This window comes from Microcoleus sp. Pol14D4 (genome assembly GCF_036701245.1).
Lineage (GTDB): Bacteria > Cyanobacteriota > Cyanobacteriia > Cyanobacteriales > Microcoleaceae > Microcoleus.
The window spans coordinates 19,743-35,654 of record NZ_JAUBQM010000002.1 but is presented as its reverse complement, the minus strand read 5'-3'; the positions used below and the strand labels follow the sequence as shown (position 1 = coordinate 35,654).

The following is a 15,912-nucleotide window of genomic DNA, read 5'->3' as shown; positions in this document are numbered from 1 at the left end:
TACCAACCGATAAAGTTTGTAGTGAGGACTAAAGTTGTGATGAATGAGAATTATTTAACTCAACTTGCGATTAGCACACAAAAACAGCTTTCAACATTCCTTCGCTTCGGTCTGGTTGAAGTTCAAATCCTAGTTTTTTACAGAGGCTCTGCATCTTGTAGTTGCTATTGAGAATGTAGCCAACGATCGCCTCTAATTTCTCTTCCTGACCAATTTGGAGCAGTCGCCTCAATAATTCTGTTCCCAAACCGCGCTGCTGATAGCTATCGCTAACGATCAGGGCAAATTCGGCTTCGTTTGTGCCGTGGAGTTTGCTCAGGCGCGCTACTGCCAAAATCCGGTGTTCTGAGGTTTCCGGGTCTTGACGATCGGCTACTAACAGCATTTCGCGATCGTAATCGATAAAACAAATCCGGGTCAAACGTTCGTGAGCGATGCGGTGCTTTAACTTTACCATGTGAGCGTAGCGCAAATACACGCTCTCTTCCGAAAGTTCTTCGTGGAACAGCACCATCAGCGGCTCATCTTCTGGGCGAATCGGACGGATGGTGATGGGACGATCGCCATTAGTTGACCATGTTTGAACGTATTGCGTAGGATAGGGGCGAATCGCGGGTGAAATGGTGTTTTCTGTTGTTTGGAGAACAACGCGGGCATCAAGAGCGATCGCACCTTCAGGAGAAACCAGCAGCGGGTTAATATCGATCTCGGAAATTTGAGGTTGCTCGACAATCAGTTGACTGAAACGAACTAATAACTGTTCGAGTTGTACCAAGTCAATTGCCGAGCGACCGCGCACTCCTTGCAAAGCTTTATAGATGCGCGTTTGCTCCATCATCCGCCGCGCTAGGGTGGTATTTAAAGGCGGAAGTGCTAACGATCGATCCTGAAAGACTTCCACTAATTGTCCGCCGGAACCAAACAGCATCACCGGCCCAAATTGTGGGTCGATACTGCTACCCAAAATTAGTTCATAGCCTTCCAAGTGCACCATCGGCTGCACGGTTACGCCGAGAAACGCTGCAGGATCGATCGCCCGTACCCGCTGGGCGATCGCGTCAAAGGCACTAATTACAGCCTTAGCATCGCCTAAATTTAGTTTTACGCCCCCCACATCGGTTTTGTGAGTAATCGTCTCAGAATGGAGTTTTAGCACCGCTGGATAACCGAGACGATCTGCAATTGCCACAGCTTCGGCCGCACTCGCTGCAATTTCTGTCGCTACGGTGGGAATGCCGTAAGCTGCCAGCAACTGTTTTGATTCGTACTCGGTTAATAAAGTGCGATTGTTTTGGCGGGCTGCAGTCAAAATCTTCGCAGCAGTCGCACACCCGGAAGTCTCGATTTCGCAATCAGCCGGGAGAGATGGCGTTTCGTAGATAGCGCGCAGGTTGTACGTGTACCGCCACATATAGTTGAATAACCTGACGGCGGTATCGGGATAAGGGAAAGTCGGAATATTTGCCTGATTGAGAATTTGCGTTCCCGCTGACACTTCCACGCCACCCATCCAGCTTGCTAATAAGGGCTTTCCGAGTTGGCTGTAAGACTTGAGTTTTTCTGCGGTTTGCGTCGGATTTGTCATCGCTTGTGGCGTCAGGATGACCAGCAATCCGTCACTATTGGGATCGGGAGCGACCACTTCTAGAGTTTTGGCGTAACGATCGCTACTAGCATCGCCCAAAATATCGATCGGGTTGTGATGACTCCACTGAGGTGGCAAAAACTCATCAAGCTGCTGCAGCGTCTCCGGTGCCAAATCTGCCAGGGCACCGCCGTCGCTAATTAAGGCATCAGTGGCGATCGCCCCCGGGCCTCCCGCATTAGTGACGATCGACAGTCGGTTGCCCTGCGGTCGCGGTTGCTTGGCCAGAATTTCTGCCATGTCGAACAAATCGGAAATCGTATGTACCCGCAGCGCGCCACAGCGGCGGAAAGCAGCGTTAAGCACGTCATCGCTGCCGGTCAAAGCTCCCGTATGGGAAGCGGCGGCGGCTGCTGCTGCTGCGGTACGTCCTACCTTGAGAATGATGATCGGTTTGTCGATCGCCACTGGGCGGGCGGCGGACAGGAAGGAACGAGCATCACCCATAGATTCCATGTACAAAACGATACTGTGAGTGTGGGGATCGTCCCCGAAATACTCGATCAGATCGCCCCAACCGACATCGAGCATAGAGCCGATCGACACAAAAGCGCTAAAACCGACATTTTCCCCCAAACTCCAGTCGAGAATCGAAGTACAGAGGGCGCCGCTTTGACTGATGAAGGCGACATTACCCGGACGGGCGATCGTACCTGCAAAAGTAGCATTCAGCCCGAGCACAGGATTCATCACGCCGAGGCAATTTGGGCCGATAATCCGCATTCCGCCCAGACGCGCTTGGGCGAGAACTTGCTGTTCTAAAGCCTCCCCAGCCGGACCAATCTCTTTAAAACCAGCAGAAACAATAATTGCCCCTTTCACCCCAGCAGCGATACATTCGCGGATCACTTGCGGCACCCCAGCAGCAGGCGTAGCAATCACCGCCAGATCCACTACTTCCGGGACGCTAGCAATGTCAGGATAAGACTTGAGCCCCAAGACGCTGCGGCGCTGCGGATTCACTGGAAAAACTGTTCCGCCAAACGGATTCCGAATCAAGTTCCACAGGAGAGTACGTCCGACGCTTCCTTCTCTCTCTGTTGCGCCGATTACAGCCACGGAGCGAGGTTTAAAAATCCCATCAAGCGGATGACGCTGTTCTTTCCAAATATCGTGAGCCGGATCGCTCGCAGTGCTTTGATTTTTTGAATTTATCTGCATAATACCCTATTTCAATTCAGCAATTAATATTGCTCTGCTTTCGATAACAATTCTCTAATCCAATCTGAACTATTTTTCTGCTATTTTTCTGCTTTTTATTCATCTTCTTCTGGTGTTCGCGGTTCGCGACCCAAAATCTCATTGCGCGTTTGGAACCGACCCGCCCTTAAACAACATTTCCGTTGTCAAAGTGTTAGTTCGGAATCCCATTTTGTCAGAGCTTGCTCACAAATCCTAGAGGTTGTTCTGCCTACTATCTATCTTAATTCTTCCCACAGAATTAGCAAGTAAAGTTTTGTAACAAAGAGCGAACAGGCTGTTTAAAATATTGAGATTAAATATATAGTAGATATAGCGGTCCCAGAAGAAAAAATCGATCGCTAACAAAAAATAGAGGTGAAAGCAAGCTATGTTAGTAGAATGGCACGGCTTTACAGAAGGCAACTGGACAAAGGAAGTCAACGTTAGAGACTTCATCCAAAAGAATTACACCCCCTACGAAGGGAATGCAGAATTTCTCACAGCACCAACAGAAAAAACCCAGCAGCTTTGGAAAAAAGTTCTGGAATTAATGAAGCAAGAGCGCGAAAAAGGTGTATTGGATGTTGATACAAAAGTTCCCACATCCATCACGGCTCATGCAGCAGGATACATCGATCGCGACTTAGAACAAATAGTAGGTTTGCAAACCGATCGACCTTTGAAACGCGCGATTATGCCCTTTGGCGGAATTCGCGTTGTCAAGGCAGGTTTAGAAGCTTACGGCTATCAGCTCGATCGGCAAACAGAAGAAATATTTACGAAATATCGCAAAACTCATAACGATGGTGTATTCGATGCTTACACGCGCTCGATGCGTCTGGCGAGACGTTCTGGTATCATCACAGGTTTGCCAGATGCCTACGGACGCGGGCGCATTATCGGTGACTACCGGCGCGTGGCTTTGTACGGTGTCGATCGCCTGATTGATGATAAAAAAACACAGCAAGAATCACTCGAACTAGAGGCGATGGACGAGGCAACAATTCGTTTGCGCGAAGAGTTGTCCGAGCAAATTCGGGCATTGTTTGAGTTAAAAGAAATGGCTGCTAGCTACGGCTTTGATATTGGCCGTCCGGCGGCAAATGCACGAGAAGCTGTCCAGTGGGTGTATTTTGGCTACTTGGGAGCAGTGAAAGAACAAAACGGGGCAGCGATGTCTCTGGGGCGCGTATCGACGTTTTTAGACATTTATTTCGATCGCGATTTGCAAAGCGGCGCGAGTTCAGAACAAGAATTGCAAGAACTGATCGACCATTTTGTGATGAAACTCCGCATGGTGCGGTTTTTGCGAACTCCCGACTATAACGCTCTGTTTTCTGGCGATCCAACTTGGGTAACAGAGGCGATCGGCGGTACCAGCAGTGACGGTAGAACATTGGTAACTCGTAACAGTTTCCGATTCTTGCACACCCTCTCAAACCTCGGTACTGCACCCGAACCAAATCTCACCGTGTTGTGGTCGGAAAACTTGCCCGAAAACTTTAAAGAATTCTGTGCGAAGGTCTCCAGCGACACGAGTTCAATTCAGTACGAAAACGACGACTTGATGCGTCCTCAATACGGCGATGATTACGCGATCGCCTGTTGTGTCTCCGCGATGCGAATTGGCAAGCAAATGCAGTTTTTCGGCGCGCGAGTTAACTTGGCCAAGACTTTGCTATATGCGATTAACGGCGGTAAAGATGAGAAGTCCGGCGACCAAATCGCGCCGCAGTTCCCAGCAATTACTACCGAATATCTCGATTATGACGAGGTAAGAGCCCGGTTCCAAGAAATGATGGCGTGGTTGGCAAAAACGTATATCAATACGTTGAATGTCATTCACTATATGCACGACAAATACTGCTACGAACGGCTGGAAATGGCACTGCACGATCGCGATGTTTACCGGACAATGGCCTGCGGAATTGCCGGACTGTCGGTGGTGGCGGACTCGCTCTCGGCGATTAAACACGCGAAAGTTAAGGTGATTCGCAACGAGGAAGGTTTGGCCGTAGATTACTCGATCGAAGGAGAATATCCACAATACGGCAATAATGACGATCGCGCAGACAGTATAGCCATCGAACTTGTGCAAAGCTTCATGAACGAAATTCGCCAGCACAAAACCTACCGCGGCGCTGTAGCGACTCAATCGGTACTCACAATTACCTCTAACGTAGTTTACGGCAAAAAAACTGGTAGCACTCCCGACGGACGTAAAGCCGGCGAACCCTTTGCTCCCGGTGCTAACCCGATGCACGGCCGAGATTCCTGTGGGGCGATCGCATCCTTATCTTCTGTAGCAAAACTGCCTTACAGTGATTGTCAAGATGGCATATCGAATACTTTTTCGATTCTACCGCAGGCTTTGGGCAGAATGGAGAGCGATCGGACTAACAACCTAGTTGGTCTCCTAGACGGTTACTTCCACGATGGCGGCCATCACATCAATGTTAACGCGCTCGATCGGCAAACATTACTAGATGCGATGGAACATCCAGAAAACTATCCCCAACTAACAATTCGCGTCTCCGGTTATGCGGTTAATTTCATCAAACTTACCCGCGAACAGCAATTAGATGTGATTAAACGCACATTCCACGAACGTGTCTAAATCCCAGCAGAAAAAACTCGGCAGTTGAAACCGCTCAAGAGTCAAACTTTCATCCGAACAGAGGGGGAGCGATATCAAATCTGTTAGCATCAGAATTATTCCTATCTCTCTTCTCTTAATCTGCGTGAATCTGCGTGAATCCATTGTTATCTGCGGTTAACAAATTATCTCTTTTTAGCGCAGATACAGGCAGATAAACACAGATTAACGCAGATGAATTAGATCGAGTCCGGTTGCACTCTCCATCCGCGATCTGAAAGTTTTCAGGCTATTGTTAACCCCGCCCTCCCGCTCATCCCTACTCTCAAAATCCCCACCAACAAACAGCAAATTAAATGTCTGGAATTGGTCGCATTCATTCAATCGAAACCTTTGGCACCGTAGACGGCCCCGGAATCCGGTTTATCGTCTTCACCCAAGGCTGTCCGTTGCGCTGTCTTTACTGTCACAATCCCGACTGCCGCAATTCCCACGAGGGAAAAGAAGTAACCGTCGATTATTTAATCGAGCAAATTACAAAATGTAAATCCTACCTGCGGAAAGGAGGCGTTACAGTCAGCGGCGGCGAACCCTTGATGCAGCCGGATTTTGTCAGAGAAATCTTTACCCGCTGTCATCAAATAGGTTTGCATACAGCTCTAGACACATCAGGGTTCTGTGTTTTAGAAGCTGCTAAACCGGTTCTGGAAATGACCGATCTCGTTTTATTGGACATCAAATCCTACATTCCCGAACTGTATTACAAAGTCACCAACGTTTCCATCGAGCCTACTTTAGCAATGGCCAAATATCTCAGCGAAATTGGCAAACCGACGTGGATTCGCTTCGTTCTAGTTCCTCACCTCACAGATGACATCGAAAACATAGAAAAACTAGCGGATTTTATTGCCACTCTAACCAATGTCGAAAAAGTAGAAGTCTTACCATTTCATAAAATGGGAGAATACAAATGGGAACAATTAAAACTGGATTACGAACTCAAAGATACACCTCCAGCTTCACCGGAACTCGTGCAACAAACTGTTGATATTTTTCGCAGTCGCGGCGTCAATGCGATCGGAGCTAGCGGTATATAATAATTAAAAGACCGCGTTCACAATTCACCAAAAATCTTGAAATTATCTGCGTCGATCTGCGGGTTCCTACCAATCAAAGATTGAGGCAATAATCTTCCCGAAATAAACATCAGGAAAACAACATGAAAGTTACCAATTTAGAAGAATTAGAAGTCCTAATTCAAAAAGTGAAAGCAGCCCAAGCTGAATTTGCAACCTACACTCAAGAACAGGTCGATCGCATATTCAAGCAAGCAGCTTTAGCCGCCAATGCCGCCCGCATACCCTTAGCCAAAGCAGCAGTCAAAGAATCGGGAATGGGAGTCATCGAAGATAAAGCAATCAAAAATCATTTTGCCTCAGAAATGATTTACAACAAATACAAAAACGACAAGACTTGCGGTATCATCGAGTCCGATCGGCATTTTGGCTACGAACGCATTGCCGAACCCGTAGGAGTGCTGGCGGGAATCGTTCCTGTAACTAACCCGACTTCCACCACCATCTTTAAATCTTTAATCGTACTCAAGACGAGAAATGGCATTATATTTTCGCCCCATCCTCGCGCCAAATCCTGCACGGCTGCGGCGGCAAAAATCATCCTCGATGCTGCTGTAGCAGCAGGAGCACCACCGGATATTATTGGGTGGATTGACGAGCCAACTGTGCCACTTTCCCAAGCTTTGATGCAGCACCCCGATATCAAACTAATTTTGGCAACTGGCGGGCCGGGAATGGTAAAAGCTGCCTACTCTTCAGGACATCCCTCCCTCGGTGTCGGCGCCGGAAATACTCCCGCCATCATCGATGAAACCGCCCACATCCAAATGGCTGTCAGCTCAATTTTGCTCAGCAAAACTTTCGACAACGGCACGATTTGTGCTTCGGAACAATCGGTGGTTGTTGTGGATGAGGTGTACGATGCAGTGCAACTGGAATTTATCAAGCGCGGTGCTTATTTCCTGAATGCTGAAGAACGGGAAAAAGTGCGGCAGGTAATCTTAATTGATGGTCGATTGAATGCCGAAATAGTCGGACAATCGGTGCAAAAAGTGGCGCAGATTGCGGGTTTTGTAGTGCCGTCAAACATCAGGGTTTTGATTGGAGAAGTGGATGCGGTTGGTAAAGAAGAACCCTTTGCTTGTGAAAAACTTTCGCCGATTCTCGCCATGTACCGCGCCAAGGACTTTACTGAAGCAGTAGACAAAGCTGAAGCGCTGATAATTTTTGGCGGACACGGACATACTTCTGTACTCTACACCGCCCCCCACAATCAGAAGCACATTCGTTATTTTGAAAGCAAACTAGAGACTTCGCGGGTGCTGATTAATACGCCTTCTTCTCAAGGTGCGATCGGCGATTTGTACAATTTCCGCCTCGATCCCTCCCTTACCCTCGGTTGCGGTAGCTGGGGTGATAATTCCATTTCTGTCAACGTGACACCCCATCACTTGCTCAATATCAAAACCGTAGCAGAAAGGCGCGAGAATATGCTCTGGTTCCGCATTCCTCCCAAGATTTATTTTAAGTCGGGTTGTCTTCCTGTAGCTTTGAGGGATCTTGCAGGTAAGAAACGTGCTTTGATCGTGACGGATAAACCTTTGTTTGAATTGGGATTGACTAAGGAAGTCACAGATAGTTTGGAAGAAATCGGCATCGATCACTACACATTTTACGATGTGGAACCCGATCCTTCGCTGGCTACTGTTCGCAAAGGTTTAGAAATTTGCAATAGTTTCCATCCAGATGCGATTATTGCTTTTGGTGGTGGCTCGCCGATGGATGCTGCTAAAGTAATGTGGCTGATGTACGAGCATCCAGAAATTGAGTTTGAAGGATTGGCGATGCGGTTTATGGATATTCGCAAGCGGGTATACGAACTGCCGCCTTTGGGTTCAAAAGCAATTATGGTGGCAATTCCAACTACTTCGGGAACGGGTTCGGAAGTCACGCCTTTTGCGGTTGTTACGGATGAACGATCGGGGATTAAGTATCCGCTTGCAGATTATGCTCTGACTCCGAGTATGGCGATCGTCGATCCAGAACTTACGCTGAATATGCCCCGGAAACTGACTGCTTACGGCGGCATTGATGCGCTAACCCACGCTTTAGAAGCTTATGTTTCTGTGTTGGCTTCTGAGTATACAAATGGTTTGGCTTTAGAAGCGATTCGTTTGCTGTTTAAATATCTGCCCAGCGCTTACAAAAATGGTGCTAACGATCCGAAAGCGCGGGAGAAAGTACATTATGCTGCTACGATCGCCGGCATGGCATTTGCTAACTCTTTTCTGGGGGTTTGTCACTCAATGGCTCACCAATTAGGTGCAACTTGCCATGTGCCTCACGGTTTAGCGAATGCGCTGATGATTTCCCACGTAATTCGCTACAATGCAACCGATGTTCCGTTCAAACAAGCGATTTTTTCTCAAAACAAGTATCCTAACAGCAAGTGGCGTTATGCTCGAATTGCAGACTATCTGAATTTGGGTGGCGATACCGAAGACGAGAAAGTGGAGAAGTTGATCGCAGCGGTGGAAGATCTGAAGCGTGAGGTAGATATTCCTAGCACGATTCAGGAGGCGATCGCCAGTCAGGGAATGAGTGATGATTTCTTTTTTGCTCGCGTTGAGGAAATGGCCGATCGAGCTTTTGACGATCAGTGTACCGGAGCGAACCCCCGCTATCCGCTGATTGAAGATTTAAAGCAACTTCTGCTGCAAGCGTATTCTGACGGTGACACTTCTGAGCTCAATCGAGTGTTAACTTTAGTTTAATCGGCGCGGTGCAATAGATTTCTCCAGAAAAGCCTGTCAATGGGGGGCAGGATGCCTAACCCCTAATCCCCACAGTTTCTGGAGAAGTCTAATGCAGGGTCCGGCAGTGAAAATAAACCCCGAAGCGGATCAAAATATCAAGTACGGGTTGAAAAATTGTGTTATGATATTAGAGGTAACTATTTTACGAATTTTGTAGTTTCAGTGGCTGTTCGCGCGATGACCTCTTCACCAACCATAGCACCCGTTCGATCGAGTCAAGTTACCCGCAAACCTTATCCCAACTATCGGGTAATAGTTCTTAACGACGACTTCAACACATTCCAGCACGTTGTGGAATGTTTGACGAAATACATTCCGGGGATGACGAGCGATCAAGCTTGGAAACTCGCCAACCAAATCCACCACGAAGGCCAGGCCACAGTCTGGGTTGGCCCGCAAGAGCAAGCAGAACTTTATCATATGCAATTGAGCCGTGCCGGACTGACAATGGCTCCGCTAGAGTCAGCTTAACATTTTTTAATTAACAGTTACAATACTTACTTTCAAATTTGCCAAAATGGCAACATCACTTCATCCTCTTGATTTAGATTATGGGTAAACAAGCTTAATCTTTTACTCAAGTAGGATACTTTTATGAATCATCCTTTTGATCTAGATATTGCTGATCTCGAAGCAATTGATTTGGATTTTGAAGAGACGCTAACTGATGAAGAGTCCACCCGCATCGGAGGTGGATTAAGGGCTACCACTCTAGCTCTAGGTGAAGAAGGTGGTGGTGGGATACAGTGTATCTCAGCTCCCTGTCCGGGAAGTGAAGGAGGAGGAGGATTTCCTCCCCCGCCTCCTATTTTCGACCCTCCGGTGACCACTCTGGCTATAGGTGAAGAGGGTGGAGGACCTTACACAAAAGCTTGGTTTGAAGGCGGTGGAGGTCATCTTGATTGGTAATCTCATTCGTGGCGACAATGGTAGAGATTCTGCCTAATTCCTGAACTATTCCGCTTGTTTCTGTAATAAGACTTTCAAAGATTCAGCGTCATTCGAGTGTTTTTTTTAAAGTTTTTTTCAATATATAAAAAGTTGCAACACTCTCAAAACAAGTGATGCGACTTTTCATATTTGTACTTGATTTTAGTACATTTTTAATTTTTAATTTTTCCATGAACATTTTAATTCTGGGTAATGATTCAGATGCTCATGCTGCTCATATAAAAGATGCTCTCACCCAAGCCGGTGCAGAAGTAGATTATTTAGATACCTATCTGTTTCCAAGACAATTACGTCTGTCTTGGCAACCTGATACCCTGGTAGGGTGCTTGACGCTACCCGGAGGTCGCCAGTTGAATTTTCAAGACATTCACAGTGTATTTTGGCGCAATTTTTCCGGTGTTGGCGTTCCAGCTTTAAAAGATGCAAATCAACAGCAAGTTGCATTGAACGATTCCATGAGTACAGTGCGATCGCTAATGCAAGCTTGTCCGGCTCGCTGGATTAATTCCTGGCAGGCATACCAATTTCATAAAGAAAAACCCCTACAACTAAGCCGGGCAAAGCAAATAGGAGTTACAATTCCTGCAACTTTAATCAGTAACAATCCAGAGCAAGTTAGGGAATTTTTCCAATCTCAGAAAAAAGTAATTTTTAAGCCAGTTTATGGTGGCGCTCATACCAAGTTGGTGACAGAGGCACATTTAGAACCTAATCGGCTGGACTTAGCTTTGAGTATTTCTCCAATCACAATACAAGAGTATATTCCTGGGACAAACATTCGCAGTTATGTGATTGGTGAATCAGTCTATTCTGCCGAAATTCGCAGTCAAGCTTTGGACTTTCGGGAAGATTTAGAGTCCGAGTTAATTCCGATAGATTTGCCAGACTCTGTTCACCAACAATGTTTAGCAATATTAAAAGCATTTATGCTCGATTGGACTGCTATTGATTGGCGTCTCAAGCCAACGGGTGAGTATGTATTTTTAGAGGCAAATCCTAGTCCGATGTTCAGACATTTTGAGCGTCAGACTGGTTTTCCGATTACACAAAAATTAGTCAATCTGTTAATGTATTAACGGGGATTTAAGAGGCGATCGTAATTTTGCCAATCATTCCCGCCTCTGTATGTCCGGCTACCGTACAGCGCAGGTTGTAGGTTCCCGATTTCATCGGTACAAACACCCATTCTGCCATAGCGCCCGGTTTAAGTTCCAATTCGTGAATCGCTCCTTTAATTTCCACCTTACCCGCTTCAACTTTTTGAGTCCAACTCGCATCAGCAAAGTTTTTAGCAGTAAAATAATGTTTCTGGGAACTGGGATTTTTCAGCACTAATTTATAGCGCTTGCCAGATTCAAATTCTAATAGATTGGGAAAAAACTTTAGTTCCCCAGCTTCGTTACCTAAACTAACAGTAATTTCGGTGACAGGCTGCCGAGACAAATCACCTGCCGCACTAACAATTGCCGCCGGCATCAAGATTGTACTCAAACATAAAATTACTCCCAAAATCACCTTGAAAGTTTTTTGTAACCGCTGACAGCGGTAGAATTTGCCTAATTGCCAACCGAGTATATTGATCGTGGCTGTTCTAACTCCTGTTAACTATTAACTGACTAATGACTACTCACTGCTGACTTAATTCGATCGCCAAACTTCATCCCAAGGCCCGCCCCCAACTTCCAAACCGCATAAAGAACTTTGAGCCTCTAAGATAATTCTAGAACGCTGCTTGCCATTTTTTTCCACATTTCCCCCCAACAACTCTCGCAGTTGCAAGCGCAATTGGCCGTGCGTCGTATCCCGGCAGCAAAAAGCCATACCTTTTTCTGTAGGAGCTCGCAGATAAGTACCAGAACTGTTTGTAGTGCCAATTAACTCAATTTCAAACTGACTGTTTCTCGCCTGCATTTTCCAGGTTCCCCAAGGTTCAATATTCCAACTAACTTCCGAATTCCAAGGCACAAATTCGTAAAACTTACCTCGGTAATGCAGACAAATCATTGCTACCGATTCCATCCACCACAGCACGCCCCGCTTGCCGCCGCCAGCAGTTAAAGCTAAATCATTTTCGCCTTGAAAACAATTGCAATTAATCCAAAACCACTTTTGCGGAAAAGCACCGCCCCAGTTTTTTTCGCTGTAAGCGGGAGCATCTTTAAAATCGTAGCGTTCGCCGTTCCAATCAATCCAGCCAGTGGCTAAACCGTGAGCCATTAAAATTTGCCATCCAGGCTCAAATACAGGCAGGAAAGATAGCATTCCCGCCGTTGATTTCTGGATTTCTTTAGAGTTACCCCAGCCATAAATAGGTTGAATTTCGTACTGCCAAAAACAGTGGCTGCCACTTCCCGGATCGTGCAGATAACCTTGATTTAAAGTAGCAGTAGCTTGATAGCCTTCTTCGACGCTGCTGTCGAATACTTGCGGTTCTAAATATCCGGGTTTAAGTTGTAAATCTGTTTTGCCCCAATGTCCGAAAGCCAAACCTTCTCGGTGTGCCCAAAACTTATTTACATCGGGAAAGGTGCGACACAAATAGCTATCTTTCGGACCGAGAATTTGAGCTGCACCGCCACTGTAAGGTTGACCGCCTCTGGGGTCTTCTATTGAATACATGAATGCAAAGGATTGTCCGTGAATCGGTAATGTTATTCGGTAGTACCACCCTTCAAAAAAGCGCCGGGAACTGCCGTCCCAGTGGTAGCCGCTGTGGGGAGTTTCAATAGTTTTGAGTTTTGAGAGTGAATTTGACATAAAATTACCAATAGCAAGATTTTAATAGTTGTAAGTTGTGAGTTTAGGCAAGAGAAGCAGCAGGAAATTCGGCAACAGATTGGCTCGACGGATTTAATGGATAGAATTCCCAATTACCAATTACCGATTACCAATTACCGATTACCCATTACCAATATGATAGGTTATTAATTATGTCTTTAGCACTTTGGCGATCGCCCTTAGCTCACGCGCTCCACCGCAACCGCAGTCTCGCTTTTGCCCGCTACTTGCAACTAGCAACTGTTCGCGCCACAGGGCGTCCGGCCAACCGCACTGTGGTGTTTCGAGGTTTTTTAGCTGATACTAATCAGTTGAAATTTATTACAGATATTCGCAGTCAAAAAGCCGAGGAAATTAACCTCTATCCTTGGGGGGAAATTTGCTGGTATTTCCCAAAAACTCGCGAACAATTTCGGATTGCTGGAAAGCTAGTTTTGGTAGGGCCAGATTATCCAGAGGCAGAGTTGTGTTCATCGCGGTGCACAACTTGGCAGGAGCTTTCAGAGGCGGCTAGAGCGCAGTTTGCTTGGCCGCATCCGGGGGATGACAAAGCCGAGGCTAGTGCTTTTGATTATGCTTCCCCAAATGCGATCGAGCCGCTGCCTAATTTTTGCTTGCTGTTATTGGAACCGGAAACGGTGGATTTTTTGGAGTTGCGGGGGGAACCGCAAAACCGGTCGCTTTATTGGTGCGACGGGGAGGGAAATTGGTCTGTGCGATCGGTTAATCCTTGAAAAAGAAGTCAGTAGTCAGTAGTTATTGGTTATTGGTTATTTGTTGTCAGTTCCAATGCCCAATGCCCAATGCCCAATGCCCAATTCAAATTTTAGATGCCGGTGCCGTCAAAAAACTCTTGAATTGCTTTATCTTTTAACTGACACGTGGTGGCAACAGCTAATTGGGTTTTTTCAGCTACAGCTACATTGCTGGTTTGATTTAAAGTTGGGAATGCTGAAGGCGAATTGGGAACAGAATTTAAGGAGACAGATGCTTGAGGAAGCAAACTTTTTACTTGCTGTTCGAGGGATTCGATACGATCGAGCAAAGAGCGAATTACCACAGCTTCCGAATCCGGCAAACTGCCGTGTTCTAGCGGATTGACGCGCACTCCCGATCGATAGACGATGCGGCCGGGAATCCCTACCACTGTGCAGTCAGATGGTACGTCGCGGAGCACGACGGAACCGGCGCCGATGCGGACGTTATTGCCAATTTGCAGATTGCCGAGTACCTTGGCGCCGGCACCGACAACTACGTTTTCGCCTACGGTAGGGTGACGCTTGCCGCTTTGTTTGCCAGTACCGCCAAGGGTGACACCTTGGTAAATTAGGGCAAAATCGCCGATAATGGCTGTTTCGCCGATCACAACCCCCATACCGTGGTCGATGAATACGCTTTTGCCTATGGTTGCCCCTGGGTGGATTTCAATTCCGGTCAAAAAGCGAGCAATGTGGGAAATCAAGCGGGGGATGAAGGGAAGTCCCAACACATAAAGCCAGTGTGCGAGGCGGTGCAGCACTAGGGCCTGAAGACCGGGGTAGCAAAACAAAACTTCCAGCCAGTTGCGAGCGGCAGGGTCGCGATCGAAAATTATACTGAAGTCAGCTCTAAGAGTCTTTAGCACTTTCGGAGTTACCTATTTTGGTTAAACACGCCACTTTCGATTTTACATTTTACTGGATGGGAGAAGTGAGCGGTCGATCGGGAGATTGGGTAGTGGGAGATTAAGAGTGTGGGAGATTGGGGCAGTGGATCGCTCGGAGATGGGAAGATGGGGGTAGAATTTGACGGCATTTTATTGTGGCTATGCCACAGCGTCGCTGCGTTCTATTCCTGTACAGAGATTGTATAGTTAGACTTGACTCCGGGTTCGACAGTACCGACCCAAATCTTGTAAGAGCCTGCTTGCCAGTCTGAATCAACTATGCCAGCATCTTTATTCTGACCTATATCGTCTCCGCAGCGCACCGCATTACCGGGGCCTTGTACGAGTAAGGTTGTGTCCTTGCCTCCGCTGTTGACTTGGAGCGTGAGTTTTGAAAAGTTTTCCTGCAAGACTATGATGTGGTCGGGAGTTGGGGTGGCAAAACCCAAACATTTGTTTTTGTGGCGATCGGCGTTGGCTATCACAGATAGAGAGTACGATCCGCCTGTGGAACCTCTCAAAACTGCTGTTGGGGCTGCAAAACCTCGCGATAAAGTTAAAGTGCCGAAATTGGCTGTTTCTGCTAAAACTGGTAGGGCGGCGATCGCGGCAATCGCAGCCAAGAGCGCACCGTTTTTGAAATTGGGTCGCTGATTATACAACATGGCAATACTCCTCGGTCACAACTTAAAACCACAACTCAGAATCTACCCATCGCAGCTCCTAGAATCCAAACTTGGGAGGAAGAATAATTTTTTTTAAATTTGTTCAAAACCTCCTGGCTTCTCTTTCTTATGTCTATCAGGACAATCCCTGTACGATCGCGCTCGCTTGTGCCACTCGGATTTCTGCCACAGGCGAGCCACTCATATCCGAAATTGTACGGTGTCAAGATGATAAATTTGATACTCCTCGCCTTGCTGTTGGCGATCGGTTCCCTATTGACACAGGCCTTGGTATTGTTACCTATAAGCCTATCCGGCTGGCTACACCTCCCTAATTGGCTGAGCCTGGCCTTGATTTTTCTGGCTACTTCTTGGTGCTTGGGGGATTAGTCAGCAGTCAGCAGTCATGAGTGACGAGCTATTAGTGATCGGTCAAAAGTTAACGATCGATCATTCCGTTTCTCCCAAGAGTCAAGGCCCGATTGTCCCCGGTTTGATGATGTATACTTCACAATTGACAATTCAAGAATCTAAAATCTAGGATTTGACATCTACCTA

The 15,912-nt window shown here is 46.9% G+C and carries 12 protein-coding genes and 1 pseudogene; 8 read left to right on the top strand and 5 right to left on the bottom strand.

All coding sequences use genetic code 11. The features are described 5' to 3' along the window. Positions 1-70 precede the first annotated feature (70 nt). Entirely contained in the window at positions 71-2,806 is a 2,736-nt protein-coding gene (locus QUA33_RS01390) for a bifunctional acetate--CoA ligase family protein/GNAT family N-acetyltransferase (protein WP_333145856.1), read from the bottom strand. Between the two features lie 409 nt (positions 2,807-3,215). Between QUA33_RS01390 and pflB the strand changes: the two genes are divergently transcribed. From pflB to QUA33_RS01360, 6 genes and pseudogenes are all read left to right on the top strand, one after another. Next, positions 3,216-5,444, top strand: coding sequence for a formate C-acetyltransferase (gene pflB / locus QUA33_RS01385; RefSeq protein ID WP_333145854.1), 2,229 nt, complete (start codon positions 3,216-3,218; stop codon positions 5,442-5,444). 335 nt (positions 5,445-5,779) lie between these two features. Beyond that, positions 5,780-6,520: a pyruvate formate-lyase-activating protein gene (gene pflA / locus QUA33_RS01380; RefSeq protein WP_333145851.1), complete on the top strand. Its 741-nt coding sequence runs from the start codon at positions 5,780-5,782 to the stop codon at positions 6,518-6,520. 119 nt (positions 6,521-6,639) lie between these two features. Then, positions 6,640-9,273, top strand: a pseudogene (adhE, locus tag QUA33_RS01375) (bifunctional acetaldehyde-CoA/alcohol dehydrogenase); the annotation flags it as partial. Between the two features lie 219 nt (positions 9,274-9,492). Then, complete coding sequence (gene clpS, locus QUA33_RS01370) at positions 9,493-9,786, top strand: ATP-dependent Clp protease adapter ClpS (RefSeq protein ID WP_190743461.1); 294 nt, start codon at positions 9,493-9,495, stop codon at positions 9,784-9,786. Positions 9,787-9,909: 123 nt separating this feature from the next. Continuing rightward, complete coding sequence (locus QUA33_RS01365) at positions 9,910-10,224, top strand: hypothetical protein (RefSeq protein ID WP_333145849.1); 315 nt, start codon at positions 9,910-9,912, stop codon at positions 10,222-10,224. A 212-nt stretch (positions 10,225-10,436) separates the two neighbouring features. Beyond that, positions 10,437-11,342, top strand: a complete 906-nt coding sequence (locus QUA33_RS01360; protein ID WP_333145847.1) for an MvdC/MvdD family ATP grasp protein — start codon at positions 10,437-10,439, stop codon at positions 11,340-11,342. Between the two features lie 7 nt (positions 11,343-11,349). On the opposite strand, the gene QUA33_RS01355 is transcribed toward QUA33_RS01360, so the two are convergent. Then, positions 11,350-11,757, bottom strand: a complete 408-nt coding sequence (locus QUA33_RS01355; protein ID WP_445243208.1) for a plastocyanin/azurin family copper-binding protein — start codon at positions 11,755-11,757, stop codon at positions 11,350-11,352. Positions 11,758-11,904: 147 nt separating this feature from the next. After that, entirely contained in the window at positions 11,905-13,023 is a 1,119-nt protein-coding gene (locus tag QUA33_RS01350; RefSeq protein WP_333145845.1) for a tocopherol cyclase family protein, read from the bottom strand. Positions 13,024-13,196: 173 nt separating this feature from the next. Here QUA33_RS01350 and QUA33_RS01345 point away from each other — a divergent pair, with 173 nt between their 5' ends. Then, on the top strand, positions 13,197-13,778 hold the full coding sequence (locus QUA33_RS01345; protein ID WP_333145843.1) for an Npun_F5749 family FMN-dependent PPOX-type flavoprotein: 582 nt from the start codon (positions 13,197-13,199) through the stop codon (positions 13,776-13,778). Positions 13,779-13,870: 92 nt separating this feature from the next. Here the strand turns inward: QUA33_RS01345 and cysE are convergent, their stop codons facing one another. Beyond that, positions 13,871-14,668 carry a serine O-acetyltransferase gene (cysE, locus tag QUA33_RS01340; protein WP_006634002.1) on the bottom strand — a complete coding sequence of 266 codons (798 nt, stop codon included), beginning with the start codon at positions 14,666-14,668 and terminating at the stop codon, positions 13,871-13,873. Between the two features lie 203 nt (positions 14,669-14,871). After that, complete coding sequence (locus QUA33_RS01335) at positions 14,872-15,354, bottom strand: hypothetical protein (protein ID WP_333098838.1); 483 nt, start codon at positions 15,352-15,354, stop codon at positions 14,872-14,874. 406 nt (positions 15,355-15,760) lie between these two features. On the opposite strand from QUA33_RS01335, the gene QUA33_RS01330 reads away from it, so the two are divergent. After that, positions 15,761-15,895, top strand: coding sequence for a hypothetical protein (locus QUA33_RS01330; RefSeq protein WP_333145841.1), 135 nt, complete (start codon positions 15,761-15,763; stop codon positions 15,893-15,895). The last annotated feature ends 17 nt before the right edge of the window (positions 15,896-15,912 follow it).

What these genes read in the sequence shown, in the direction of transcription:
- QUA33_RS01390 (WP_333145856.1), bottom strand. Translation starts at nt 2,806, where the DNA reads ATGCAGATAAATTCAAAAAATCAAAGCACTGCGAGCGATCCGGCTCAC.
- pflB (WP_333145854.1), top strand. Translation starts at nt 3,216, where the DNA reads ATGTTAGTAGAATGGCACGGCTTTACAGAAGGCAACTGGACAAAGGAA.
- pflA (WP_333145851.1), top strand. Translation starts at nt 5,780, where the DNA reads ATGTCTGGAATTGGTCGCATTCATTCAATCGAAACCTTTGGCACCGTA.
- clpS (WP_190743461.1), top strand. Translation starts at nt 9,493, where the DNA reads ATGACCTCTTCACCAACCATAGCACCCGTTCGATCGAGTCAAGTTACC.
- QUA33_RS01365 (WP_333145849.1), top strand. Translation starts at nt 9,910, where the DNA reads ATGAATCATCCTTTTGATCTAGATATTGCTGATCTCGAAGCAATTGAT.
- QUA33_RS01360 (WP_333145847.1), top strand. Translation starts at nt 10,437, where the DNA reads ATGAACATTTTAATTCTGGGTAATGATTCAGATGCTCATGCTGCTCAT.
- QUA33_RS01350 (WP_333145845.1), bottom strand. Translation starts at nt 13,023, where the DNA reads ATGTCAAATTCACTCTCAAAACTCAAAACTATTGAAACTCCCCACAGC.
- QUA33_RS01345 (WP_333145843.1), top strand. Translation starts at nt 13,197, where the DNA reads ATGTCTTTAGCACTTTGGCGATCGCCCTTAGCTCACGCGCTCCACCGC.
- QUA33_RS01335 (WP_333098838.1), bottom strand. Translation starts at nt 15,354, where the DNA reads ATGTTGTATAATCAGCGACCCAATTTCAAAAACGGTGCGCTCTTGGCT.
- QUA33_RS01330 (WP_333145841.1), top strand. Translation starts at nt 15,761, where the DNA reads ATGAGTGACGAGCTATTAGTGATCGGTCAAAAGTTAACGATCGATCAT.